We start from the raw sequence: 22,771 nt of genomic DNA, 5'->3' as shown, positions 1-22,771 counted from the left end.
AGTCTGTGCAAACTACGTCTATGACTCTGCATTAAGGAATAGAAAATGCTCCATCCGCGAGCCAGAACGATGCTCTTGCTATCAACGCCTGCGTTACTGATTGGGGTAGCGTCCAGTCTGGTGCTGATTGCTGTGATGAAAGTGGCTTCCGTTTTACAGCAATTTTTGTGGGAACGTCTGCCCATAAGCATCGGTATTGCCCAAGATTCTCCATTCTGGATTATTGCTATGCTCACTCTTACCGGGGTCATGGTCGGGCTCATCATCCGCTACAGTCATGGTCATGCGGGCCCTGACCCAGCCTGCGAACCCTTAATCGGTATGCCCGTCTCGACGTCTGCGTTGCCAGGATTGCTGGCCGCCCTGATTATTGGCCTCGCAGGGGGTGTCAGTTTGGGTCCAGAGCACCCCATCATGACCGTTAACATTGCGCTGGCAGTGGCGATGGGTAGCCGCATGTTTCCGCGAATTGCGAAGCTGGACTGGACCATCCTCGCCTCTGCTGGCACCATCGGGGCGCTATTTGGTACCCCGGTTGCCGCTGCACTGGTCTTTTCGCAAACGCTGAACAGCTCCAACGATGTCCCCTTATGGGACCGTCTGTTCGCACCGTTAATGGCCGCCGCGGCAGGATCACTTACCACCAGCCTGTTCTTTCATCCCCACTTTTCGCTGCCTATCGCGCACTATACGCAGATGCATCTGGTCGATATCTTCAGTGGCGCGGTCGTTGCGGCCATTGCTATCGCGGCGGGGATGGTGGCCGTGTGGTGTCTGCCTCGTTTGCACCATCTGATACATCGCCTGAAACACCCGGTGCTGATCCTCGGCGCGGGAGGCTTTATCCTCGGTATTTTGGGTGTTATCGGAGGACCACTGACTCTGTTTAAGGGCCTGGATGAGATGCAGCAAATGGCATTTAGCCAGACGCTGGGAGCCTCGGACTATTTCATGCTGGCGGTGATAAAGCTGGCGGCGCTGGTCGTGGCTGCAGCGAGTGGTTTTCGCGGTGGGCGGATTTTCCCTGCGGTATTCGTTGGCGTCGCGCTGGGGCTGATGCTGCACGCCCATGTCGAAGCCGTTCCTGCCGCGATTACGGTCTCCTGCGCCATTCTGGGATTGGTACTGGTCGTCACTCGTGATGCATGGCTGAGCCTGTTTATGGCAGCAGTGGTGGTGCCGGACACCACCCTACTACCGCTGTTGTGCATCGTCATGCTTCCGGCCTGGCTGCTATTAGCCGGAAAACCAATGATGATTGCTGACCGTCCCGATAAGTAACTACCCCCCGTTGCGGGATTCCAGCGCACGGGTCACCGTGCGCAAGAGTTCAGGAAGGTCAGCTTTCGGCAACACCACTTCTATCAACGAGAGGCGTTGCGGTTTTGCCAGACGAGCCAGAACCTCTTCCAGTTGGACAGCCTGCTTCACGCGCCAGCATTCCGCCTGACATTCACGACTTAGCGCCTGCGGCACCAGCGTCCAGCTCCATCCGGCTATATCATTGTATCGTTGGTTCGCACCATGAATGGCTCGTTCCACGGTATAACCGTCATTATTGAGCAGCAAAATAACAGGTGTTTGCCCGTCCCTAAGCATGGTTCCCAACTCCTGAATGGTGAGCTGTGCCGCGCCATCGCCAATAATCAGGATCACCCTACGGTGCGGGAAGGCTGTTTGCGCCCCGAATGCAGCAGGCAAAGCGTAACCGATTGACCCCCACAACGGCTGGACCAGTACTTCCACCCCGGCAGGAAGTGACAGCGCAGCTGCGCCAAATGCTGCGGTCCCCTGATCGACAAGGATAATATCGTCGGGGGCCAGATACTGTTGCACCGTATGCCAGAAATTTCCCTGCGTCAGAGGGCCTTTCTCAACTTGCAGACGCCCGGCACAAGGACGTTCAGGCGGAAGCGAAAACGACATTTCCAGGCACAGTTCCCGTAGCGTAGTAACCGCCTGTTCCATCGGGATGTTAAACCAGCTTCCCCCAACCCGCGACGCATGGGGTTGAACCTCAATCGTTCGCTCGAGAGGTAAGTTTTGCGTAAACCCGGCGGTCAGGGTGTCAACAAACCGGGTGCCGACGCAAATAATCGTATCGGCATCTTCTATCGCCTGGCGCACATAATCACTGCTGGCCCCCGCACTGTATGTGCCCACAAACGCCGGATGTCGCTCGTCAAACAATCCTTTGCCCATCAACAGCGTGGCATGAGCCATCGGCGTTTCCGTCATCCAGCGTTGTAAAACGGGCTGCAAGCCAAAGCGTAGCGCGAGAAAATCGGCTAATAGCGACACGCGCGAACTGTCCAGTAACTGCTCACGCGCATGATAGCGAAACGCAGCAGCTACACTACTTTCCGGCTCGCTCAAGGGAACAATAAGTATGTCACTCGGTGGTGTGGCGGGTTGTTTCGCAACATCAGCAGGTAGCATCAGGTAACCCGGTCGTCTTTCCGTTAACATCGCCTGCAACACGCGGTCAATTTCATAGCAGGCATTTTGTTCATCCAGCACTGCACTGGCTATCGTCACTGACTGTTGCATACGGTAGAAATGCTGAAAGTCACCGTCGCCGAGGGTGTGATGCATTAACTCGCCACGACGCTGAGCGCTGCGACATGGTGCCCCGACAATATGCAGGACAGGAACGTATTCCGCGTAACTTCCTGCAATGCCATTAATTGCGCTTAACTCGCCCACACCAAAAGTGGTAAGCAGCGCTCCCGCTCCAACTACCCTGGCATAGCCATCCGCGGCATACGCCGCATTCAATTCATTCGCACACCCGACCCAACGCACGCTTGAGTGGTCAATAACGTGGTCAAGAAACTGCAAATTGTAATCGCCCGGCACACCAAACAGATGGTCAATGCCACAGCCTGCCAGCCTGTCCAGCAGATAATCAGCAACGGAATACGGGGTTTGCATGACAGCTATCCTTCTGACGGTAACCTCATGTTGAGTATCGAAGAACTGTGATGACTGTCCAGGAATGTCACTGCGAAGGAGGTGGAAAGCAGGGTGTACAGTTTTGACGATCAAAATGTCCTTGAAGAATCGATTGTGTAACCGTATACACTGAAGGGCACATATATTCTGGAAGGAGGCGACATGGCTTATCAGGCTAACGAAAATCGCTATCACACAATGGAATACCGCCGCTGCGGTCAGAGCGGGCTTAAACTGCCGATTGTCTCCCTGGGTCTGTGGCACAATTTTGGTGACACCACTCAGGTCGAAAACAGCCGGGACTTATTACAGCACGCCTTCGATCTGGGGATCAGCCATTTTGATCTGGCGAATAACTACGGCCCGCCGCCGGGTTCGGCTGAACGAAACTTCGGTCGCATCCTGCAGGAAGATTTTTTATCGTACCGGGATGAACTGATAATCTCGACCAAAGCGGGCTATACCATGTGGGAAGGTCCCTACGGTGACTGGGGATCGCGCAAGTACCTGATTGCCAGCCTCGATCAAAGTCTGAAACGTATGGGGCTGGAGTATGTTGATATCTTCTATCATCACCGCCCCGATCCCCAAACACCGCTCAGAGAAACCATGAACGCGCTGGATCATATTGTGCGTCAGGGGAAAGCGTTGTACGTAGGACTCTCTAATTATCCTGCGGATCTCGCCAGGCAGGCGATCGAAATACTCGATGATTTAGGGACACCGTGTCTCATCCACCAGCCGAAATATTCCATGTTTGAGCGCGGGGTTGAGGGGGGACTGCTGTCACTCTTGCAGGAAAAAGGCGTTGGCAGCATCGCCTTTTCCCCGCTGGCTGGCGGGCAATTAACTGACCGCTATCTGAACGGTATTCCGGCGGATTCCCGGGCAGCGAGCGCCAGTCGTTTTCTCAACCCAGACCAGATCACCCCACAAAAACTGGAAAAAGTCCGTGCCCTTAATGCGCTGGCCGGGCGCCGGGGACAAAAACTGTCCCAGATGGCGTTAGCCTGGGTTCTTCGCGATGATAAAGTGACGTCAGTACTGATTGGCGCCAGCAAACCTGCGCAAATTGAAGATGCCGTTGGCATGCTGGCAAACCGTCATTTCTCTGCCGAAGAGTGTGCGGAGATCGACGCCATCCTGGCATGATGGAAATAAAGACACATTTATTAACAAAAAGTGCGCTCTCTGACGATTTAAGAGTTAAGGCGATGAAACGGGGCTTTACTGCCCCGTAATATTGCGTTAACAGGCCGGCTACGGCTCGATCGTGAAGGAGAGAAAGAATGTTCAGGTCACTGATTCTGGCGGCAGTCTTATTGGCTTTTGCACCGCTGGCCGCAAACGCTGGCGAAATTACCCTGCTGCCGTCGATTAAATTACAAATTGGCGATCGCGATAACTACGGCAACTACTGGGACGGTGGGCGCTGGCGTGACCGGGATTACTGGCACCATAATTATGAATGGCGCAAAAATCGTTGGTGGCGTCATGACAACGGCTATCATCGCGGCTGGGATAAGCGCAAAGCTTATGAGCGTGGCTATCGTGAAGGCTGGAACGATCGCGATGACCATCGCGGGCGTGGACGTGGCCACGGGCACCGCCATTAATGTAACAAATCCCCATCATGCGGGGAGTACTGTTCACACAAATCATCGAGTTAGCCAGGGCCTGTGTCTATACCCAGGCCCTTTTTGCATCACGCTTTGCCAATCGCCAGATGACGAGCAGTCACATCCGCTCTCCCCTGTTTTCCCGTAAATTTCCTGTTCATTTCACAAATTCGCAAAATCGGAAAAAAAAATTCCGATTTATCGTGTTTTTTTTGAACTTTGCGCGATAAATATTAACATTAATTTAATATTATAAAACCTGGGGTGAGCGCTAATGAAAAAACAAGAAAGACAAAAGGCCATTCGGGTTAAGTTAGTAACCGATAAAAAGGTTTATGTTAGCGAATTAGCAAAGGAATTATCTGTCACAACTCGCACGATCCGTAATGACTTAAATGAATTAAGTCAGAATAGCCTTTTCTCGTTATTTCATGGTGGTGCACAATTAAAAAGCGCATCTGATGAATCATTATTTGAACAGTCTTTCACCAACACCATATTGAATGGGTTCAAAAGCCACAAAGAAATTGTATCGGTTTCTGCTCATGCCAAAAAAAATAGCTATATAGATGATAGCATTTACATACTTGGTTCATTTAATATCGATATTGTTTCTGAAACGACGACATTTCCTCAGATTGGCCAGACCATCCGAGCCTCTGCAACCCGTTTTTATGCCGGAGGAAAAGGCACAAACCAGGCGGTTGCCGCGGCTAAAATCAATAACAATGTTCATCTTACCGTTAAGTTAGGAGCTGATGAGTTTTCCAAAAAAGCCAAAAGATATTTAACCAATACTGAAATTTCTTCTTTTTCTTTTTTTGAAAATGAAATGTCATCCACGGGCATTGCAATGGTATGGGTTTCAGGTGCCACGGGTGACAATATGATCAGTATCGATCTTGGGGCCAATGAAACATTTACCCAGGAAGATATTCTATTGGATATTGATACCATCCGTAATTGCAAAGTTTTTTTAACTCAGTTGGAGAATAATTTTCCAATCACGCGTTTCGCTATCATGCAGGCAAAACTCGGAAAATCGCTGGTTGTCCTGAACCCGGCGCCTTATGTTTCAGAGATCAAAGAAATATTGCATTTAATTGACATTATTACACCGAACAAAATTGAAGCTGAAGCGTTATCTGGTATCAACATTGTTGATATCTATTCGGCCAAAAATGCCGCCAGGAGCATTTATGTGCAAGGCGCAAAATGCGTCATTATCACGTTAGGTAGCGACGGTTGTCTGATCTTTGATGGCACAGTTTTCACGCATATTCCTGCCTATAAATCAGCCGTGGTCGATACCAGTGGAGCAGGCGATGCCTTTACCGGGGCACTGGCTGCATGCATTGCAAACGGTAAAGGACTCATCAATGCAGCGCAGTATGCTTCTGCGTTTGCCTCGTTGAAAGTTGAACGTAAAGGTGCATCAAATATGCCCAACAATTCACTCGTTTATCATCGTATGCAGTAGCTGTTTAGAGCATCATTCAGCCCCCTACACCTATAGGATAATTTCATGAAAAATAAAATGTTTTATCGTGTTATCGGTGCCACAGTCGGTTTAGCGCTTTCCGCCACGTTCACCGCCCCTGCTTTTGCCGCCGATACTCAGACGCATAAACCTAAAGTCGCGCTGGTGATGAAATCACTGGCAAATGAGTTTTTCCTGACCATGGAAACCGGAGCAAAAGAGTATCAGAAAAAAAATGCCGACAAGTTTGATTTGATTTCTAACGGCATCAAAAACGAAACAGATACGGCAAATCAAATCCAGATCGTTGAACAAATGATTGTCTCAAAAGCCGATGCGATTATCATTGCACCATCAGATTCGAAAGCCCTTGTACCAGTCATTAAGAAGGCAATTGATGCCGGTATTATTGTCATCAACATTGATAACAAATTTGATGACGGTGTACTTAAAGATAAAAACCTGAATATTCCTTTTGTTGGCCCGGATAACCAAAAAGGTGCAAAAGAAATTGGCGATTATTTAGCGAAGCATCTTAAGGCCGGCGATCAGGTTGGTATTATTGAGGGCATCCCTACCTCCAGCAACTCTCAGCAACGTACTCTGGGCTTCCAAAATGCAATGGCGCAGGGCGGTATGAAAGTCGTCTCTGTTCAATCTGGCCAGTGGGAAATTAACAACGCCAATGCGGTCGCTGCGGCAATGTTAAGTGAGTATCCTGATATCAAAGCACTGTTAGCCGATAACGATAATATGGCATTAGGTGCCGTTTCCGCCATCCGTTCTGCCGGGAAAAAAGGACAGGTTCTGGTTGTCGGCTATGACAATATCGAAGCGATTAAGCCTATGTTAAATGACGGTCGTGTTTTAGCAACCGCGGACCAATTTGCCTCTCAACAAGCTGTATTTGGTATTGATGCCGCCCTTGATGCCTTAAAAAATGGCAAAAAACAGAGTGAGCTCTCCAGCAACGTAGAAACACCAATAAAACTGATCGTCAAACAATAAGCGGATTACAGTGCGCCGCTGTGGTACTGCCATCAATTGAGTATCAGAGCGGCTTACCGGATAAGGCCAGAATATGAAAAGTGGGCAAGAAATCCTCACAATACAGGGGGTAGGTAAAACCTACAGTGAACCTGTTCTGGTGGATGTGACGCTAGCATTATATCCAGGAAAAGTACTGGCCCTGACGGGAGAAAACGGTGCCGGGAAAAGTACGTTATCAAAAATTATTGGCGGGTTAACCAACGCAACGACCGGGAAAATGGTTTATCAGGGGCAGCCTTACGCACCTGCGAGCCGAAAAGATGCAGAAAAGCTGGGTGTTCGCATGGTTATGCAAGAACTCAATTTACTGCCTACGTTGTCGGTTGCAGAAAATTTATTTCTCGAACAACTTCCGCATCGATTCGGCTGGATCGATCGAAAAAAGCTAGCAGAAATGGCCCGTCCGGTAATGGCAATGGTTGGGCTGCAATCAGTCGATCCAAATACGCTGGTGGGCGAATTGGGTATTGGTCACCAACAGATGATCGAAATCGCCAGAAACCTGATTGGTGAAAGCCGGATACTTATTCTGGATGAACCGACGGCCATGCTTAGTAGTCGTGAGGTCGAACTGCTGTTTAAACAAATAGCGCTCTTCAAAGCCCGAGGCGTTTCAATAATTTATATTTCTCACCGACTGGATGAGCTTGCGATGATAGCCGATGACATCGCGGTGCTACGTGATGGTCATTTGGTTTGCGTGGACGATATTAAACGTTATACCCGCGATCAACTTGTTTCGTTGATGGTCGGCCGCGATTTAGAAAGTTCATTTGATTTAAGTGGACGCCAGGCAGGTCAGCCCATCCTGAAAGTGGAAAATTTTAAGCGTGGGAAAATCATTCGCGACACGTCGTTTACCTTGCATAGTGGCGAAGTGCTCGGCATTAGTGGCCTGGTCGGCTCTGGCAGGACAGAGCTGCTACGCGCTATTTTTGGCGCGGACAAAATAGACAGTGGCACATTACTGATTGGCACTCCACTAAAACCGGTGGTGATCCGTTCGCCTGCACAAGCTATCCGACACGGTATCGCCTTAGTCACTGAGGATCGTAAAGGTGAAGGGCTTCTGCTACCACAGTCGGTTGCCGCAAATATCTCGTTGGGTAACAGCGGCAAAATTAGCCATCTGTCGGTCGTTAACACATTGAGTGAAACCACATTAGCGAATAAGCACATCAAAAATTTAGGCGTTCGTACAACGAACACCTCACAGGCCGTGGAAAGCCTGTCAGGTGGTAATCAGCAGAAAGTTCTCATTAGCCGCTGGCTGGAACGAGACTGTGAAGTCGTCTTATTTGATGAGCCGACTCGCGGTATTGATGTAGGTGCCAAGCAAGATATTTATCAATTGCTGAATACGTTAACGGCGAAGGGAAAAGGCGTTGTTGTCGTTTCCAGTGACCTGCGCGAACTGATGCTGGTTTGCGATCGTATTGCGGTCATTTCCGATGGCAAGTTAGTGAACACATTTACACGCGATAACTGGAGCCAGGATCGCATTTTAGCGGCTGCATTTTCGGCCTATCAGCATTCAGAAGAGACTGTCAGCGAGTAGCCGGGGATAAAAAATGAAAAACAATTTTGCGACAAAACAAGCGGCAGCAGAGAAACGAAATACACCGACGTCATGGAAAGGTCTAAGTAGCTATATCGGGTTGCTCGGAGCGTTAGCCGCAATGATCGTCCTATTTTCATGCCTCAGTTCTCATTTCTGGAGCATGAACACTTTCAGCACTATTGCGAATCAGATCCCCGATTTAATCGTCATGTCGGTGGGGATGACATTTATCTTAATCATTGCCGGCATCGACCTTTCCGTTGGATCGTTGCTGGCGCTTGCTGCTGCAGTCGTCAGCGTCACCTATTTAAATTTTCATTGGACGCCCTGGCTGGCCGCGCTTTCCGGCGTAGCACTCGCCACATTCGTTGGGGCGCTAACAGGCCTGATTACCGTTGCCTGGCGTATTCCGGCGTTTATCGTCTCACTGGGCGTTCTGGAAATGGCCCGCGGAGCAGCGTATCAGTTAACTGACTCGCGGACCGCGTATATCGGTTCTATTTATGATTATTTAGCCGACCCCATTCTCTTTGGCGTCTCCCCTTCTTTTATTATCGCGATCGTTGTCATTGTCGCTGGGCATCTGGTGCTGACGCGAACCGTATTTGGTCGCCATTTGATCGGTATTGGCACCAATGAAGAAGCCGTTCGATTGTCAGGTATAAATCCGGGTCCTTATAAGATCGCAGTCTTTGCTTTGATGGGGGGATTATCCGGCCTGGCGTCGCTGTTTCAGGTTGCCCGTCTTGAAGCCGCCGACCCCAATAGCGGCGTTGGCATGGAACTACAGGTGATTGCCGCCGTTGTGATTGGTGGCACGAGCCTGATGGGAGGACGTGGCTCTATTATTTGTACGTTTCTTGGCGCGCTGATTATTTCCGTTCTGGCAGCGGGACTGGCGCAAATTGGCGCAAGCGAGCCGACAAAACGTTTTATAACAGGAGCCGTGATAATCGTTGCAGTGGTACTTGATACATACCGTAGCCACTTAAATAAAAAATAATCATGAGGGTTACCCGGCTTGACCGGGTAACCACAGCAGATGAAAGCCCTGTTACAATCCGAGCGCGGTTCCGACGAGCAGCCAAATATTCAGTGCCACGACCAGCACCACAATCACCCAGCCGACCTGTTTCACCCAACGGCTATTAACTAAATCCCCCATCAGTTGGCTGTTGCTGGTAAAAATCAGTAGTGGTACCAGCGCCAGGGCGATACCAAAGCTGAGTAATACCTGACTCATCACCAGAATCCGGGTGGGATCAAGCCCCATTAGAATCACAATAAATGACGGCATCATGGTGACGCTACGACGCACCCAGAGCGGGATATGAAAGCGGATAAAACCTTGCATAACCACCTGCCCCGCCAGCGTGCCAACCACGGTAGAGGAAAGCCCTGCTGCCACCAGGCTTAAACCAAATACGGTAGCAGCAGCATGGCTCAGCAGCGGTTCAAGCGTCAGATAGGCCTGGTCCAGGTCTGCGATACCGGTATGCCCGCTAAAGTGAAACGCGGCTGCTGCGGTCGCCATCATCGCCAGATTCACAAATCCGGCAATCGTCATGGCGATAGCCACATCCCATTTCGTCGCTGCGTAACGCTGTTGGCGCGTACCACCGTGCAAATGCTGGGTTAAGGAGGAGTGCAGATAAATGACGTGCGGCATGATGGTAGCGCCAAGCACACCGGCCGCCAGGAACACCGCTTCAGAATTGGGCAGGCTTGGTATAACCATTCCTTTGCTAAGCTGCGCAAGGTTCGGTTGGGAAAAGATCAGCTCGACAATGTATGCCGCGGCCACGAATAACAACAAACCGCCGATCACTTTTTCCAGGGGTTTCTGCCCGCGACGCTGCAGCATCAGAATTAAAAATGTCGCAATACCCGTGAGCACAGCCCCCTGCAGCAGCGAAACGCCAAGGATGAGTTTAAAGCCAATCGCAGCGCCAATAAATTCTGCAAGATCGGTCGCCATCGCAATGATTTCGGCCTGTACCCAGTAAAACCAAACCACAGGACGAGGATAGTGATCACGGATCTGTTCCGCCAGGTTTTTGCCGGTGGCAATGCCAAGCTTGGCCGACAGCACCTGAATCAGCATCGCCATCAGGTTTGCCCAGACCACAACCCACAGCAGTTTGTAGCCAAAGCTGGCCCCTGCCTGGATATTCGTAGCAAAGTTACCGGGATCGATATATCCGATAGCCGCGATGAACGCAGGTCCCATTAATGCGAGCTTCAACTTGCGCGCTGCCCGTCCACTGCTACTCTCAACGCGATCGTTAGTCATTTTAGTGCCTCAGAAACATAGCCTTTGCTATGTTTCAAGCTACGCCTATTGAGAATGATTATCAAATTCATTTTAATGGGTGAAGTTGATTTCTCTGATAGCGTTTGTCTATGGAACGGTAAGAAATTTGGAAATGCCGGTAAGATGTTTGATTATTGTTATGAGATTAGCACAGTGACATAACTTTTCACTTCCATACTAAACATAACGGAAGTGTATCACCGATCACTAATTTTGAATCTCGTCACAGGTCCTTATTATAGTGTGTGTTTGATCTCGTTTTCTTTACTGTTGTTACATAGAATGTGCACGAAAACTAAATCTGCCTCAAATTTGGAGCAAATATGGACCGCGTTCTTCACTTTGTCCTGGCCCTTGCCGTGGTTGCGGTACTCGCACTGCTGGTAAGCAGTGACCGTAAAAAAATCCGCATTCGTTATGTTATTCAATTGCTTGTTATCGAAGTGTTACTGGCATGGTTCTTCCTGAACTCTGATGTCGGCCTGGGCTTTGTAAGAGGCTTCTCCGAGATGTTTGAAAAACTGCTCGGATTCGCTAATGAAGGGACTAACTTTGTCTTCGGCAGTATGAATGATAAAGGCCTGGCATTCTTCTTCCTGAAAGTGCTTTGCCCAATCGTCTTCATTTCCGCCCTGATCGGTATTTTGCAGCATATCCGTGTTCTGCCGGTTATCATCCGCGCGATTGGTTTCCTGTTATCCAAAGTGAACGGTATGGGCAAACTGGAATCCTTCAACGCCGTTAGCTCCCTGATCCTGGGTCAGTCCGAGAACTTTATCGCCTATAAAGATATCCTCGGTAAAATGTCTCGCAACCGCATGTACACCATGGCAGCAACGGCGATGTCTACCGTTTCCATGTCTATCGTCGGCGCGTACATGACGATGCTGGAACCAAAATACGTTGTTGCTGCGCTGGTTCTGAACATGTTCAGCACCTTTATTGTTCTGTCACTGATCAACCCTTATACCGTTGATGCCAGCGAAGAAAATATTCAGATGTCCAATCTGCACGAAGGTCAGAGCTTCTTCGAAATGTTGGGTGAATACATTCTGGCAGGCTTCAAAGTTGCGATTATCGTTGCGGCAATGCTGATTGGTTTCATCGCGCTGATCGCTGCCCTGAACGCCCTGTTCGCTACCGTTACCGGTTGGTTTGGCTACAGCATCTCCTTCCAGGGCATCCTGGGTTACATCTTCTACCCGATTGCATGGGTGATGGGTGTGCCGTCCAGCGAAGCGCTGCAGGTGGGCAGTATCATGGCAACCAAACTGGTTTCCAACGAATTCGTCGCAATGATGGACCTGCAGAAAATCGCCTCTACGCTCTCTCCGCGCGCTGAAGGCATTATCTCTGTATTCCTGGTTTCCTTCGCGAACTTCTCTTCTATCGGTATCATTGCAGGTGCAATTAAAGGCCTGAACGAAGAGCAAGGTAACGTGGTTTCCCGCTTTGGTCTGAAACTAGTATACGGTTCTACGCTGGTCAGCGTACTGTCTGCTTCCATTGCAGCACTGGTACTGTAAGTGTAAGACAATATCGTTGTAAAAATGCCGGGGATTTTCCCCGGCTTTTTTATGCCTGCTATTCAGCAAACCGAAGGGATATAGGGTAAGAACGGACAGGATACAGAAACGAAAAACCCCCGCTTTTCAGCGAGGGTTTCAATTTTGGTGGAGCTAAGCGGGATCGAACCGCTGACCTCTTGCATGCCATGCAAGCGCTCTCCCAGCTGAGCTATAGCCCCACGATGCGTTTACGTACCAAATTCATTGGGATTAAATTTGGTGGAGCTAAGCGGGATCGAACCGCTGACCTCTTGCATGCCATGCAAGCGCTCTCCCAGCTGAGCTATAGCCCCGTCACGTAAAGCTTGTCGAGTTGACGGGCGGCATCATATGAATTCCCTTCGCGTGTGTCAACGGCAAAATTAACTCATAGAATTCAATCGCTGAAAAAGCAGGCAAATGAAGAACATTGCGCAACAACTCGCATTCAGTAGTTAAACGCGTCACGGTTTCTACTAAAATGGTGCTATAAAATGAGCCACTAATTAACCCCACGACTATTCAGGGAATCGTTATGTTCAAGGAACGGATGACGCCAGAAGAACTTGCTAATCTGACCGGATACAGCCGACAGACCATCAATAAATGGGTGCGCAAGGAAGGTTGGGCTACCTCACCCAAACCAGGCGTTCAGGGCGGTAAAGCCCGTCTGGTTCACGTTACCGAACAAGTTCGTGAATACATTCGCAGCGCTGAGCGTTCAGCGGAAGGCTTATCAGATAATTTATCTTTATCAGGTGACACCTCCATCGAAGCTCTACTGATAAGACTCGCCAAAGAAATGACGCCATCAGAACAGAAAATGTTTACGTCGCTGATCCTGCGTGAAGGCATTACGGGTTTGTTACAACGCTTAGGGATTCGCGACAACAAATAATATGAAAAAATTACGCAGTAAAATGACCACCGAAGAGCTGGCTGAATGTCTCGGTGTCGCCAAACAAACCGTCAATCGTTGGATCAGAGAGCAAAACTGGACAACCGAAAAATTTCCCGGTGTTAAAGGTGGTCGCGCAAGGCTTATTCATATTGATGCCGGCGTCCGAGAGTTTCTTCTCAACATTCCAGCTTTTCGCAAGGTACCGGAATTTTATCAGGCAGAAGAACCTATTGCCGAGTATACACACGTGGTTCGCAGTCACGCCTGCCGTCAGATAATCAGCGCACTGGATAACATGTCGCCAACGGAACAGGAAAAGCTGGCGATGTATATTTCGCGCGAAGGTATTCGCACTTTCCTGACCCGTCTGGGCATTGATGAGTCTGAATAAATACCAAAAAAAACGGCAGGCTATGCGCCTGCCGTTTTTTTATCTCTTAACCTGTCTTACTGCTGACTTTCACGCTCAGCAATAAACGCGAGCGCTTTGTTAATACGTTCAATGCTGCGAGATTTACCAATCGCATGCACCGTAACGTCTAACGCAGGAGACTGACCCGCACCGGTTACGGCTACGCGCAGCGGCATCCCGACTTTACCCATACCCACTTCCAGCTCATCAGCGGTTGCCTGAATCGCGTGGTGCACGTTTTCCGCAGTCCATTCGCTGATAGCAGCCAGTTTATCGCGAACCACTTCCAGCGGCTGACGGGCAACCGGACGCAGGTGTTTCTTCGCTGCATCGGCATCGAACTCAGCAAAGTCTTCGTAGAAGTAGCGGCAGCTCTGCGCCATCTCTTTCAGCGTCTTACAGCGTTCACCCAGCAGTTTTACCAGCTCAGACAACTGCGGGCCAACGCGCGTATCGATATTTTCCTGCTCGATGTGCCACTGCAGATGTGTCGCCACATATTCTGGCGCCAGTGCATTAATGTAGTGGTGGTTCAGCCACTGCAGTTTTTCGGTGTTGAACGCGCTTGCAGACTTGCTCACCGCACCGAGAGAGAACAGTTTGATCATTTCTTCACGGGTGAAGATCTCCTGATCGCCGCTGGACCACCCCAGACGTACCAGATAGTTCAGCAACGCTTCTGGCAGGTAGCCGTCGTCGCGATACTGCATAACGCTGACCGCACCGTGACGTTTAGAGAGTTTTTTGCCGTCGTCGCCGTTGATCATCGATACGTGAGCATAAACCGGGACCGGTGCGTTCAACGCTTTCAGGATGTTGATCTGACGTGGGGTGTTGTTGATATGGTCTTCGCCACGAATGACGTGGGTGATTTCCATATCCCAGTCATCAACCACAACGCAAAAGTTATAGGTCGGGGAACCATCAGTACGGCGGATGATCAGGTCGTCCAGCTCCTGGTTGCTGAATTCGATCGGCCCACGGATCTGGTCATCAAAAATAACGGACCCGTCCTGCGGGTTCGCAAAGCGTACGACGCAAGGTTCGTCATCCGCGTGGTGTTCATGGCTATGACGGCAGCGACCGTCGTAACGTGGTTTTTCACCTTTAGCCATCTGATCTTCACGCAGCTGTTCCAGACGTTCTTTGGAGCAATAGCATTTATATGCCGTACCTGCTTCCAGCATCTCATCAATGACAGCATTGTAACGATCAAAACGTTTAGTCTGGAAATACGGGCCTTCATCCCACTCCAGATTCAGCCAGTTCATGCCATCCATAATGGCTTCAATAGCTTCCGGAGTGGAGCGTTCGAGATCGGTGTCTTCAATACGCAGCACAAACTCACCGCCATGGTTACGTGCAAAAAGCCAGGAATAAAGAGCAGTACGCGCACCGCCGACGTGCAGGTAACCTGTCGGGCTTGGCGCGAAGCGAGTTTTGATTTTCATGAAATGGCCTTACGTTTATAAAGATGCCGACAACCGGCAAATCCTGGGAAGATTATCAGGCTGGTATTCTATCACTGTGGTCTGATTCCTCAATGTTGTTCAGGTTGGAACATCACGCTTTGCCATTTTCGTATACAAATCATGCGGCATGGATTGTTTTGCGATCGTTTTGCTTAAATTTACGACGAACGAACAATTTCTTTAGAAAATGCGTTGACTCATTTTCAACTCTCCCTATAATGCGACTCCACACAGCGGGGGTGATTAGCTCAGCTGGGAGAGCACCTCCCTTACAAGGAGGGGGTCGGCGGTTCGAACCCGTCATCACCCACCAACTACTTTAAGTAGTCTCCGCCGTGTAAAGTAAGAAATTGAGAAGTGGGTGATTAGCTCAGCTGGGAGAGCACCTCCCTTACAAGGAGGGGGTCGGCGGTTCGATCCCGTCATCACCCACCACTTTCTCGCCAGCTGGATTTCTTACAATAAAATGAAGTACCGAAGTGGGTGATTAGCTCAGCTGGGAGAGCACCTCCCTTACAAGGAGGGGGTCGGCGGTTCGATCCCGTCATCACCCACCACTTCGGGTCGTTAGCTCAGTTGGTAGAGCAGTTGACTTTTAATCAATTGGTCGCAGGTTCGAATCCTGCACGACCCACCAATGTAAAAAGGCGCCCTAAAGGCGCCTTTTTGCTATGCGCAAAATTTAACGATTCGAACCTGCAGCAGGTTCGGGTCTTGCCTGATGCGCTGCGCTTATCAGGCCTACAGACAATACCGCACGCGTAGGCTGGATAAGACGTTAGTCGTCATCCGGCACAGACAATACCGCACGCGTAGGCTGGATAAGACGTTAGTCGCCATCCGGCACAGACATCACATCGTCAATGCCACTACCAGTTTCTCCAGCGCGGGCGTTGCCTGTTGTTGGTCGTACACAATGTACAAATCCGCCGGAATACGTTCCTCTAACGGGCGGAACACCACTCCCGGCCAGTTCATCTGCGCATAACTGTCTGCGATTAAGGTAATCCCAATCCCCATACTGATCATCGCCAGTACCGTTTGCGGCTCCCTCACCTCGCGAATAATCATTGGCGTAAAGCCGACGCTCAGGCAAACACGCTGCAAAAATGTCCAGTCAGTATGAACGGAAGGCATCGTGACAAAATATTCGTTCCGTAACGCTTCCAATGGTATCGCTGCAAGCGCGGCCAGTGGGTGCTCTTCTGGCATCGCTACCAGAAAAGAGGACTCATGCAAACGCAAGCTGGTGAATCCAGGCGAAGGTTCAGTCGCCATCCGCCATACTCCTGCATCCAGCTCACGCCGCTCCAGCATCGTCATCTGCATTGCTGGCATATGCTCGCGAAATAGCACTTCAACGTTGGGATTTTCCTTCAAAAAACGCCGCATGACCGGGCGCATTTTTCCCCACATTGCCGTACCGATAACACCAAGTTCAATTCGCCCTGTTTCACCACGACCAATCTGCTCTACGCGTGCCAATGCCTGATTGGCGCTGGCTAACAAACGGCGGGACTCCTCCATCAAAATAGTCCCTGCATGGGTTAACGCAACACTACGGGAGTGACGGATGAACAGCAAAGTGCCAAGTTGATGTTCAAGTTCTTTGATATGAATACTCAAAGGGGGTTGCGACATATTCAACCGGGCAGCAGCCCGACCGAAATGCAGTTCTTCTGCAACAGCAAGGAAATAACGCAATAACTTCAGATCAATACGATGGGCACGTTCCATAACTGTTGCACTCCATGAATGAGGGATAAGGTCTGGAATTTACCACATTACCTGATAAAAAAGAGTTTTAACGACCAGATATCCGATATGCATACAGATAATAGAGCGTACGTTGGGAACAGACAGGCATGAAAATAGATATATAGCGTAAAATTAATAATGTGCCATTGTCAGCCTCAATACCCTGAAAGGGAATTATTTCTTTACGTATTACTGTCGCTTATAAAGCAAACTGGCGAGTATTTACTCGCCAGTGATATATAAATTAATGTGCCAATGATTTAGTCGCCAACTTTTCTGGATGATGCTGGTACTTAAAGAACAATGCGAATACAACCGCCAGCGCCAGTGCATAAGCAGCAAATACCAGCCAGATGGTTTGCCAGTCTTTTACTCCATCAATAGAGAAATAATCGACGGCCATACCGCTTAAAATCGAACCTACCCATGCACCAACACCATTTACCATCGTCATAAACAGCCCTTGTGCACTGGCACGTATATTGGAACTGACCTCCTGCTCCACAAACACCGAACCTGAGATGTTGAAGAAATCAAACGCACAGCCGTAGACAATCATCGACATAAGAAGCAGCACAAAACCAAACGGAGAAGGATCGCCGAACGCAAAGAACCCAAAGCGCAACGTCCACGCCAGCATGCTCATCAGCATCACCGTTTTGATGCCAAAGCGTTTGAGAAAGAACGGGATAGTGAGGATAAAGCCGACTTCTGCCATCTGAGAAACCGACAATAGAATTGAAGGATATTGCACCACAAAGCTATTGGCAAACTCAGGGTTACGGGCGAAATCATGCAGGAACGGATTACCAAAGACGTTGGTAATTTGCAGTACCGCCCCCAGCATCATTGCAAACAAAAAGAAGATTGCCATACGCGGGTTTTTAAACAGAACAAACGCATCCAGTCCCAACTTACTGGCAAGTGTTGCTGATTCTTTTTTCTCTGCAACCGGAATTTTCGGCAACGTGAGAGCATAAAGCGCAAGCAGCAACGATGCACCGGAGGCGATATACAACTGTGCGCTGCTCAATTCCAGCCCCATCAGACTGACTGTCCACATAGCCACGATAAACCCAATGGTGCCAAAAACGCGTACGGGTGGAAATGATGTGACAGGGTCCAGACCCGCTTTTGCCAGGCAAGAGTAGGAAACACTGTTCGATAATGCGATCGTCGGCATGTAGGCCATGGCATTGACTAACATGACCCAAAACATCGTGTCCGAATCCGTGACGGTTGTGGCATACAGCAACACACCGGCGCAGACCAGATGGCACAGCATATACGCACGTTCCGCGCGTAACCATTTGTCGGCAATGATCCCCATAATGCCAGGCATGATAATCGCCGCCAGGCCTTTGGAGCTGTAAACCATGCCAACATTGGCCCCCGTAAAATGTAAGGTGTTTATCATGTATGAACCCAGGGTTACCAACCAACTACCCCAGATAAAATATTGCAAAAACGACATAATTTTTAATCGGGAAATAATACCCATTTTTTATTCCTTGCCGTAGGGTAAAGCCCCTGATGCGGGGCTATTGTTATTGTGTATTTAGGCCAGCTTGCGTAAGAAACCACAAATCAGATTGATAAAGTTCTGACGAGAAAGTTCGGCTGCTGCCAGTGTTTGCTCATGGGACAGTTTTACATCACCCAATCCTTCCGCCAGATTGGTAATCGCTGATACTGCCACAACTTTCAGGTCGCAATGGCGAGCAGCAATAACTTCAGGTACAACAGACATGCCCACCACATCGCCGCCAATAATTTGCATCATGCGAATCTCAGCTGCTGTTTCGAAGTTCGGTCCAGGATAAGAAACAAATACGCCTTCAGTGAGAGGGAATCCTTCATCTGCCGCAACGGTCTGGAGAATGGCGCGGTAATCTGCATCATAAGCATTCGCCAATGAGAAGAAGCGATCGCCAAAACGCTCATCATTTAGCCCAACCATCGGGGTACCCGGCATCGTATTGATATGGTCGCGTAGTGCAACCAGGCTCCCCGGCCCCACTTCAGGACGCAAAGATCCCGCGGCATTGGTGCTGAACAACACTTCACAGCCCAGTAATTTCAGCGTACGAACGGCGTCAGTCATGACCGCCATGCCACGGCCTTCATAAAAATGGCCACGCCCTTTCATGCAAGCTACCGGGACCCCTGCCAGATGACCAAGCACCAGTTCTCCGGCATGCCCATGGACGGTACTCACCGGGAAACCCGGCAGCTTTTCGTAGGAGATAGCCACAGCACCTTCAATTTGTTCAGCCAGCGCCCCCAGACCGGACCCCAGAATAAAGGCGACACGTGGGGTAAAGTCGGGTTTATAGCGACGAATAATATCAGCACTGTACCAGGGATTTTGCGAGAAAGAGTGGCTCATGATATGTCCTTCTAAGGGCTTATTAATTGAATGAAATCTGACACCCTTCGTTTATAGCGGGAATCACATGAGCCTTACCAATACCGTTTCCTGCATAATTCAATATCGATTTTATATAGATTGACTTTTATTAATTCAGATCCAATGCCTATCAATTATCAACATTTAAATATTGGACGAGCCATCTTTTACACAAATAACATAAGAACAGCTGCATCCTGGCAGCAATTATAAATTACGCACAAATATTCAGTGCATTTATTATTTGGCAGATGGAACACTCAATGAATAAAAAACTTATCGCAATAAGTTTAGCAACCTCATTTACCTTACCTCAACTGGCACAGGCTGAATTTAAAGGCGGCTTCGCCGATATTGGTCTGCATTACCTGGACTGGACATCCGATACCACAGAAAAAACCAGTAAGAAATCACACAAAGATGATTTTGGCTATCTGGAGCTTGAAGGTGGCGCGAATTTTAGTTGGGGAGAAATGTATGGATTCTTCGACTGGGAGAATTTCTACAATGGCCGCCACGCTAAACCCGGCAGTGAACAGCGCTACACCTTCAAAAATACCAACCGTATCTATTTAGGTGATACAGGGTTAAACCTCTATCTTCATGCCTACGGCACCTATGGCTCACCTGAACGTGCTAATTTTCATGATGACATGTTTCTCTATGGGTTAGGGTATAACTTCACTGGCAACGGTTACTGGTTTAAACCCTTCTTTGCCAAACGCTACACTGACCAGACATATTACACCGGAGATAATGGTTATGTGATGGGCTGGGTTGCAGGCTATAGCTTCCTGTTAGGCAGTGAGACGTTTTCCGTCACGAACTGGAATGAGTACGAATTTGACCGCGCAGCAACCTACGCGGCAGGAAACGGCGGCAAAGACGGCATCAACGGTGCCTTTGCGTTGTGGTGGAATGCGACACCGCACCTGACCGCAGGAATTCAATATCGCTACGCCGATAATAAACTGGGGGAGTCTTTCCTTCAGGATGGCATCATTTACTCCATCAAATACATATTTTAACCTACCGCACCTGCCCGACTGGCAGGTGCATTTAAATCTGATACAACGGATCGCGTACCCGACCAGCAGTTAATTCACTGGCCTGCGTACGCACCACGTCCCACAATGCCTGAGCGGCAGTTGAGAGAGAACGATTTTTGCGCCGCGCCAACATCAGTTGCCGCTCAACAACTGGCGTTAAACGTTTAACCTGTAAATGGCTGCCCTGCGGTAAGGGGAGTGCCAGCGCGGGCAGCACGCTGATTCCAATCCCTGCTTCGACCATCGGGAACAGCGTTGCCGGGTGTCCAATCTCCTGAACAATGTTGGCATCAATAGAAAAATGAGACAATGCCGCATCAATCAGCGGTCGGCTACCAGAGGCATAATCCTGCAAAACCAGGCGCTCATGCTGCAGATCCTGCCAGTTAATCCATTCCCGGTGAGCTAGCGGGTGATCCTGACGACACAACAACAGAAACGGCTCCGATAGCACCGCTTCACACTGCAGATCGGTCACGGCTCCCGGGTCAATCACAATGCCAAAATCCACTTCCCCCTGACGAATACTCTCCAGTACCCACTGTTGTGGCCTGTCGTGCAGGACAAAATCGATCGCCGGATACAGCTGATTGCTCTGCGCAATACACTGCGGAATGAGATGCGCGGAAATCGTCTGGCTGGCAGCCACACGCACCGTACCGGTTAACTGCGTGCCAACCTGACCGGCTTCGCGCAGCGTACTGTGCAGTTCATCCAGAATGCGTTCCAGCCGCGCTGCGAGTTGCTGCCCGGCTTCCGTCAGCACCACCTCGCGCGTTGTACGATCCAGTAGCCGGACACCCGTCTGCCCTTCCAGCTCTTTTACACTATGACTGACCGCCGACTGACTTAAGCCGATGATATCCCCCGCCCGGCTAAAACTTTTGGCCTGAGCGACGGTGACAAAGATACGTAATTGGCGCAAAGAATAATTCATCGATTCGATTCATATATAGATGCAATAAATCAATTTTATTTCTCAAACAGAAAAACGCAAAATGTTCCTACCGAATTTCAGGAGCTTTTATGAAACTTTTTCGTATCCTTGATCCGTTCACGATAACGCTGATTACCGTTGTTTTATTGGCCTCATTTTTCCCTGCAGAGGGCGGCTTTGTTCCTTTCTTTGAAGGCCTAACCACCGCCGCTATTGCCCTGCTCTTTTTTATGCACGGCGCAAAGCTCTCGCGTGAAGCCATTATTGCCGGCGGTAGCCACTGGCGTTTGCATCTGTGGGTCATGTGCAGCACCTTTGTGGTCTTCCCCGTGCTGGGTGTCCTGTTTGCCTGGTGGGCACCGGTCAACGTTGATCCGATGCTCTACACGGGTTTCCTGTACCTGTGCATTTTGCCTGCCACGGTGCAGTCGGCAATTGCCTTTACGTCACTGGCGGGCGGTAACGTTGCCGCCGCCGTGTGCTCCGCCTCTGCCTCCAGCCTGTTGGGTATTTTCCTCTCGCCGCTGTTGGTCGGACTGGTGATGAATATGCATGGTGCAGAAGGCAGCCTGGAGCAGGTAGGGAAAATCATGCTGCAACTGCTGCTGCCGTTCGTACTGGGACATCTTTCACGTCCGTGGATTGGTAACTGGGTGTCACGCCATAAAAAATGGATCGCCAAAACGGACCAGTCATCCATTCTGCTGGTGGTTTACTCCGCTTTCAGTGAAGCGGTCGTGAACGGAATCTGGCACAAAGTTGGGGTCGGTTCACTGCTGTTTATTGTGATTGTCAGCCTTGTATTACTGGCCATCGTGATTGGTATCAACGTCTTTGTCGCGCGCAAATGCGGCTTCAACAAAGCCGATGAAATTACCATTGTCTTCTGTGGGTCGAAAAAGAGTCTGGCAAACGGGATCCCCATGGCCAATATTCTGTTCCCGACTTCGGTGATTGGTATGATGGTGCTGCCGTTGATGATCTTCCATCAAATCCAACTGATGGTATGCGCCGTATTGGCGCGTCGTTACAAGCGCCAGACGGACGCATTACAGGCGACGCAGCAGAATAGCCGCGCCGCGAAAGCTTAAAGCGGGCGTTTCAGGGGCTGTACCAGCTGTGTCAGCCCCTCGGTTTTAATCAGCAGCGTGATTTGCATTAGCTCACCCAGTTTGCCTGGCGGAAATTCATCTTTGCGGGCAAACCACAGCAGATAATCTTCCGGGACGTCAATCAGTCGACGCCCCTTATATTTTCCAAAAGGCATCACGGTGTTGGCAATATCAATCAGTTGCTCTTTTTCCAT

21 protein-coding genes and 6 tRNA genes are annotated in these 22,771 nt (G+C 49.7%); 16 read left to right on the top strand and 11 right to left on the bottom strand.

Annotation, left to right across the window (positions count from 1 at the left end; genetic code table 11):
- Positions 1-45: 45 nt before the first annotated feature.
- The gene (locus QMN38_RS04525) at positions 46-1,281 is read left to right on the top strand and encodes an ion channel protein (RefSeq protein WP_271440210.1); all 1,236 of its coding nucleotides are present in this window, start codon (positions 46-48) and stop codon (positions 1,279-1,281) included.
- On the opposite strand, the gene QMN38_RS04520 is transcribed toward QMN38_RS04525, so the two are convergent.
- Positions 1,282-2,934, bottom strand: a complete 1,653-nt coding sequence (locus QMN38_RS04520) for an alpha-keto acid decarboxylase family protein (RefSeq protein ID WP_271448559.1) — start codon at positions 2,932-2,934, stop codon at positions 1,282-1,284. It lies immediately after the preceding gene.
- 183 nt (positions 2,935-3,117) lie between these two features.
- Here QMN38_RS04520 and mgrA point away from each other — a divergent pair, with 183 nt between their 5' ends.
- The 6 genes from mgrA to QMN38_RS04490 all read left to right on the top strand — a co-directional run bounded on the left by mgrA (position 3,118) and on the right by QMN38_RS04490 (position 9,668).
- Positions 3,118-4,107, top strand: coding sequence for an L-glyceraldehyde 3-phosphate reductase (gene mgrA / locus QMN38_RS04515; protein ID WP_323604616.1), 990 nt, complete (start codon positions 3,118-3,120; stop codon positions 4,105-4,107).
- A gap of 137 nt (positions 4,108-4,244) precedes the next feature.
- Complete coding sequence (gene ypeC, locus QMN38_RS04510; RefSeq protein ID WP_005122377.1) at positions 4,245-4,571, top strand: DUF2502 domain-containing protein YpeC; 327 nt, start codon at positions 4,245-4,247, stop codon at positions 4,569-4,571.
- A gap of 277 nt (positions 4,572-4,848) precedes the next feature.
- Positions 4,849-6,054: a PfkB family carbohydrate kinase gene (locus tag QMN38_RS04505; RefSeq protein ID WP_271448561.1), complete on the top strand. Its 1,206-nt coding sequence runs from the start codon at positions 4,849-4,851 to the stop codon at positions 6,052-6,054.
- 45 nt (positions 6,055-6,099) lie between these two features.
- Positions 6,100-7,062 (top strand): sugar ABC transporter substrate-binding protein, encoded by a 963-nt coding sequence (locus QMN38_RS04500; protein ID WP_137384263.1) that lies wholly within the window; start codon positions 6,100-6,102, stop codon positions 7,060-7,062.
- A gap of 73 nt (positions 7,063-7,135) precedes the next feature.
- The gene (locus tag QMN38_RS04495; protein ID WP_323604615.1) at positions 7,136-8,662 is read left to right on the top strand and encodes a sugar ABC transporter ATP-binding protein; all 1,527 of its coding nucleotides are present in this window, start codon (positions 7,136-7,138) and stop codon (positions 8,660-8,662) included.
- 13 nt (positions 8,663-8,675) lie between these two features.
- On the top strand, positions 8,676-9,668 hold the full coding sequence (locus tag QMN38_RS04490) for an ABC transporter permease (RefSeq protein ID WP_271440205.1): 993 nt from the start codon (positions 8,676-8,678) through the stop codon (positions 9,666-9,668).
- Between the two features lie 51 nt (positions 9,669-9,719).
- On the opposite strand, the gene QMN38_RS04485 is transcribed toward QMN38_RS04490, so the two are convergent.
- Positions 9,720-10,958, bottom strand: coding sequence for an Nramp family divalent metal transporter (locus QMN38_RS04485; RefSeq protein ID WP_005130002.1), 1,239 nt, complete (start codon positions 10,956-10,958; stop codon positions 9,720-9,722).
- Entirely contained in the window at positions 10,955-11,029 is a 75-nt protein-coding gene (locus QMN38_RS27190) for a hypothetical protein (protein WP_418219455.1), read from the bottom strand. Before QMN38_RS27190 ends, QMN38_RS04485 begins: the two co-directional genes overlap by 4 nt.
- A 273-nt stretch (positions 11,030-11,302) precedes the next feature.
- Between QMN38_RS27190 and nupC the strand changes: the two genes are divergently transcribed.
- Entirely contained in the window at positions 11,303-12,505 is a 1,203-nt protein-coding gene (nupC, locus tag QMN38_RS04480) for a nucleoside permease NupC (RefSeq protein ID WP_048210997.1), read from the top strand.
- Between the two features lie 145 nt (positions 12,506-12,650).
- Here the strand turns inward: nupC and QMN38_RS04475 are convergent.
- A tRNA-Ala gene (locus tag QMN38_RS04475) sits at positions 12,651-12,726 on the bottom strand.
- Positions 12,727-12,764: 38 nt separating this feature from the next.
- A tRNA-Ala gene (locus tag QMN38_RS04470) sits at positions 12,765-12,840 on the bottom strand.
- 221 nt (positions 12,841-13,061) lie between these two features.
- Between QMN38_RS04470 and QMN38_RS04465 the strand changes: the two genes are divergently transcribed.
- Together QMN38_RS04465 and QMN38_RS04460 are read left to right on the top strand one after the other, a co-directional pair.
- Positions 13,062-13,424, top strand: a complete 363-nt coding sequence (locus tag QMN38_RS04465; protein WP_003028277.1) for a YfeC-like transcriptional regulator — start codon at positions 13,062-13,064, stop codon at positions 13,422-13,424.
- A gap of 1 nt (position 13,425) precedes the next feature.
- The gene (locus QMN38_RS04460; protein WP_271440203.1) at positions 13,426-13,818 is read left to right on the top strand and encodes a MerR family transcriptional regulator; all 393 of its coding nucleotides are present in this window, start codon (positions 13,426-13,428) and stop codon (positions 13,816-13,818) included.
- A gap of 56 nt (positions 13,819-13,874) precedes the next feature.
- On the opposite strand, the gene gltX is transcribed toward QMN38_RS04460, so the two are convergent.
- The gene (gene gltX / locus QMN38_RS04455; RefSeq protein ID WP_271440202.1) at positions 13,875-15,290 is read right to left on the bottom strand and encodes a glutamate--tRNA ligase; all 1,416 of its coding nucleotides are present in this window, start codon (positions 15,288-15,290) and stop codon (positions 13,875-13,877) included.
- Between the two features lie 258 nt (positions 15,291-15,548).
- Here gltX and QMN38_RS04450 point away from each other — a divergent pair.
- The 4 genes from QMN38_RS04450 to QMN38_RS04435 all read left to right on the top strand — a co-directional run bounded on the left by QMN38_RS04450 (position 15,549) and on the right by QMN38_RS04435 (position 15,948).
- Positions 15,549-15,624, top strand: a tRNA-Val gene (locus tag QMN38_RS04450).
- 46 nt (positions 15,625-15,670) lie between these two features.
- Positions 15,671-15,746 (top strand) — tRNA-Val (locus QMN38_RS04445).
- Positions 15,747-15,792: 46 nt separating this feature from the next.
- Positions 15,793-15,868, top strand: a tRNA-Val gene (locus tag QMN38_RS04440).
- Between the two features lie 4 nt (positions 15,869-15,872).
- Positions 15,873-15,948, top strand: a tRNA-Lys gene (locus QMN38_RS04435).
- Between the two features lie 215 nt (positions 15,949-16,163).
- Here the strand turns inward: QMN38_RS04435 and QMN38_RS04430 are convergent.
- The 3 genes from QMN38_RS04430 to xapA all read right to left on the bottom strand — a co-directional run bounded on the left by QMN38_RS04430 (position 16,164) and on the right by xapA (position 19,458).
- Positions 16,164-17,048 (bottom strand): LysR family transcriptional regulator, encoded by an 885-nt coding sequence (locus tag QMN38_RS04430; RefSeq protein WP_271448563.1) that lies wholly within the window; start codon positions 17,046-17,048, stop codon positions 16,164-16,166.
- A gap of 265 nt (positions 17,049-17,313) precedes the next feature.
- Positions 17,314-18,570: a nucleoside permease gene (locus QMN38_RS04425; protein WP_271440200.1), complete on the bottom strand. Its 1,257-nt coding sequence runs from the start codon at positions 18,568-18,570 to the stop codon at positions 17,314-17,316.
- 57 nt (positions 18,571-18,627) lie between these two features.
- Positions 18,628-19,458, bottom strand: coding sequence for a xanthosine phosphorylase (xapA, locus tag QMN38_RS04420; RefSeq protein ID WP_323604614.1), 831 nt, complete (start codon positions 19,456-19,458; stop codon positions 18,628-18,630).
- A 284-nt stretch (positions 19,459-19,742) separates the two neighbouring features.
- On the opposite strand from xapA, the gene QMN38_RS04415 reads away from it, so the two are divergent.
- Positions 19,743-20,507 carry a nucleoside-specific channel-forming Tsx family protein gene (locus QMN38_RS04415; RefSeq protein WP_271448566.1) on the top strand — a complete coding sequence of 255 codons (765 nt, stop codon included), beginning with the start codon at positions 19,743-19,745 and terminating at the stop codon, positions 20,505-20,507.
- Between the two features lie 31 nt (positions 20,508-20,538).
- On the opposite strand, the gene QMN38_RS04410 is transcribed toward QMN38_RS04415, so the two are convergent.
- Positions 20,539-21,465 carry a LysR family transcriptional regulator gene (locus QMN38_RS04410; RefSeq protein WP_286628976.1) on the bottom strand — a complete coding sequence of 309 codons (927 nt, stop codon included), beginning with the start codon at positions 21,463-21,465 and terminating at the stop codon, positions 20,539-20,541.
- A gap of 89 nt (positions 21,466-21,554) precedes the next feature.
- On the opposite strand from QMN38_RS04410, the gene QMN38_RS04405 reads away from it, so the two are divergent.
- A complete protein-coding gene (locus QMN38_RS04405; RefSeq protein WP_271440197.1) occupies positions 21,555-22,556 on the top strand; it encodes a bile acid:sodium symporter family protein in 1,002 nt (333 codons plus the stop codon).
- On the opposite strand, the gene QMN38_RS04400 is transcribed toward QMN38_RS04405, so the two are convergent.
- Complete coding sequence (locus QMN38_RS04400; RefSeq protein WP_323604613.1) at positions 22,553-22,771, bottom strand: DUF3820 family protein; 219 nt, start codon at positions 22,769-22,771, stop codon at positions 22,553-22,555. The two genes, QMN38_RS04405 and QMN38_RS04400, sit on opposite strands and share 4 nt — an antisense overlap.

The organism is Citrobacter sp. R-1.5.2 (genome assembly GCF_035064245.1).
Lineage (GTDB): Bacteria > Pseudomonadota > Gammaproteobacteria > Enterobacterales > Enterobacteriaceae > Citrobacter.
Note: the sequence above shows the minus strand (reverse complement) of the source record. Positions and strands in the feature narration are given on the sequence as shown.

Bases quoted from the DNA above. Each gene is read 5' to 3' on its own strand.
- QMN38_RS04525 (WP_271440210.1), top strand. From the start codon at position 46: ATGCTCCATCCGCGAGCCAGAACGATGCTCTTGCTATCAACGCCTGCG.
- QMN38_RS04520 (WP_271448559.1), bottom strand. From the start codon at position 2,934: ATGCAAACCCCGTATTCCGTTGCTGATTATCTGCTGGACAGGCTGGCA.
- mgrA (WP_323604616.1), top strand. From the start codon at position 3,118: ATGGCTTATCAGGCTAACGAAAATCGCTATCACACAATGGAATACCGC.
- ypeC (WP_005122377.1), top strand. From the start codon at position 4,245: ATGTTCAGGTCACTGATTCTGGCGGCAGTCTTATTGGCTTTTGCACCG.
- QMN38_RS04505 (WP_271448561.1), top strand. From the start codon at position 4,849: ATGAAAAAACAAGAAAGACAAAAGGCCATTCGGGTTAAGTTAGTAACC.
- QMN38_RS04500 (WP_137384263.1), top strand. From the start codon at position 6,100: ATGAAAAATAAAATGTTTTATCGTGTTATCGGTGCCACAGTCGGTTTA.
- QMN38_RS04495 (WP_323604615.1), top strand. From the start codon at position 7,136: ATGAAAAGTGGGCAAGAAATCCTCACAATACAGGGGGTAGGTAAAACC.
- QMN38_RS04490 (WP_271440205.1), top strand. From the start codon at position 8,676: ATGAAAAACAATTTTGCGACAAAACAAGCGGCAGCAGAGAAACGAAAT.
- QMN38_RS04485 (WP_005130002.1), bottom strand. From the start codon at position 10,958: ATGACTAACGATCGCGTTGAGAGTAGCAGTGGACGGGCAGCGCGCAAG.
- nupC (WP_048210997.1), top strand. From the start codon at position 11,303: ATGGACCGCGTTCTTCACTTTGTCCTGGCCCTTGCCGTGGTTGCGGTA.
- QMN38_RS04465 (WP_003028277.1), top strand. From the start codon at position 13,062: ATGTTCAAGGAACGGATGACGCCAGAAGAACTTGCTAATCTGACCGGA.
- QMN38_RS04460 (WP_271440203.1), top strand. From the start codon at position 13,426: ATGAAAAAATTACGCAGTAAAATGACCACCGAAGAGCTGGCTGAATGT.
- gltX (WP_271440202.1), bottom strand. From the start codon at position 15,290: ATGAAAATCAAAACTCGCTTCGCGCCAAGCCCGACAGGTTACCTGCAC.
- QMN38_RS04430 (WP_271448563.1), bottom strand. From the start codon at position 17,048: ATGGAACGTGCCCATCGTATTGATCTGAAGTTATTGCGTTATTTCCTT.
- QMN38_RS04425 (WP_271440200.1), bottom strand. From the start codon at position 18,570: ATGGGTATTATTTCCCGATTAAAAATTATGTCGTTTTTGCAATATTTT.
- xapA (WP_323604614.1), bottom strand. From the start codon at position 19,458: ATGAGCCACTCTTTCTCGCAAAATCCCTGGTACAGTGCTGATATTATT.
- QMN38_RS04415 (WP_271448566.1), top strand. From the start codon at position 19,743: ATGAATAAAAAACTTATCGCAATAAGTTTAGCAACCTCATTTACCTTA.
- QMN38_RS04410 (WP_286628976.1), bottom strand. From the start codon at position 21,465: ATGAATTATTCTTTGCGCCAATTACGTATCTTTGTCACCGTCGCTCAG.
- QMN38_RS04405 (WP_271440197.1), top strand. From the start codon at position 21,555: ATGAAACTTTTTCGTATCCTTGATCCGTTCACGATAACGCTGATTACC.
- QMN38_RS04400 (WP_323604613.1), bottom strand. From the start codon at position 22,771: ATGGAAAAAGAGCAACTGATTGATATTGCCAACACCGTGATGCCTTTT.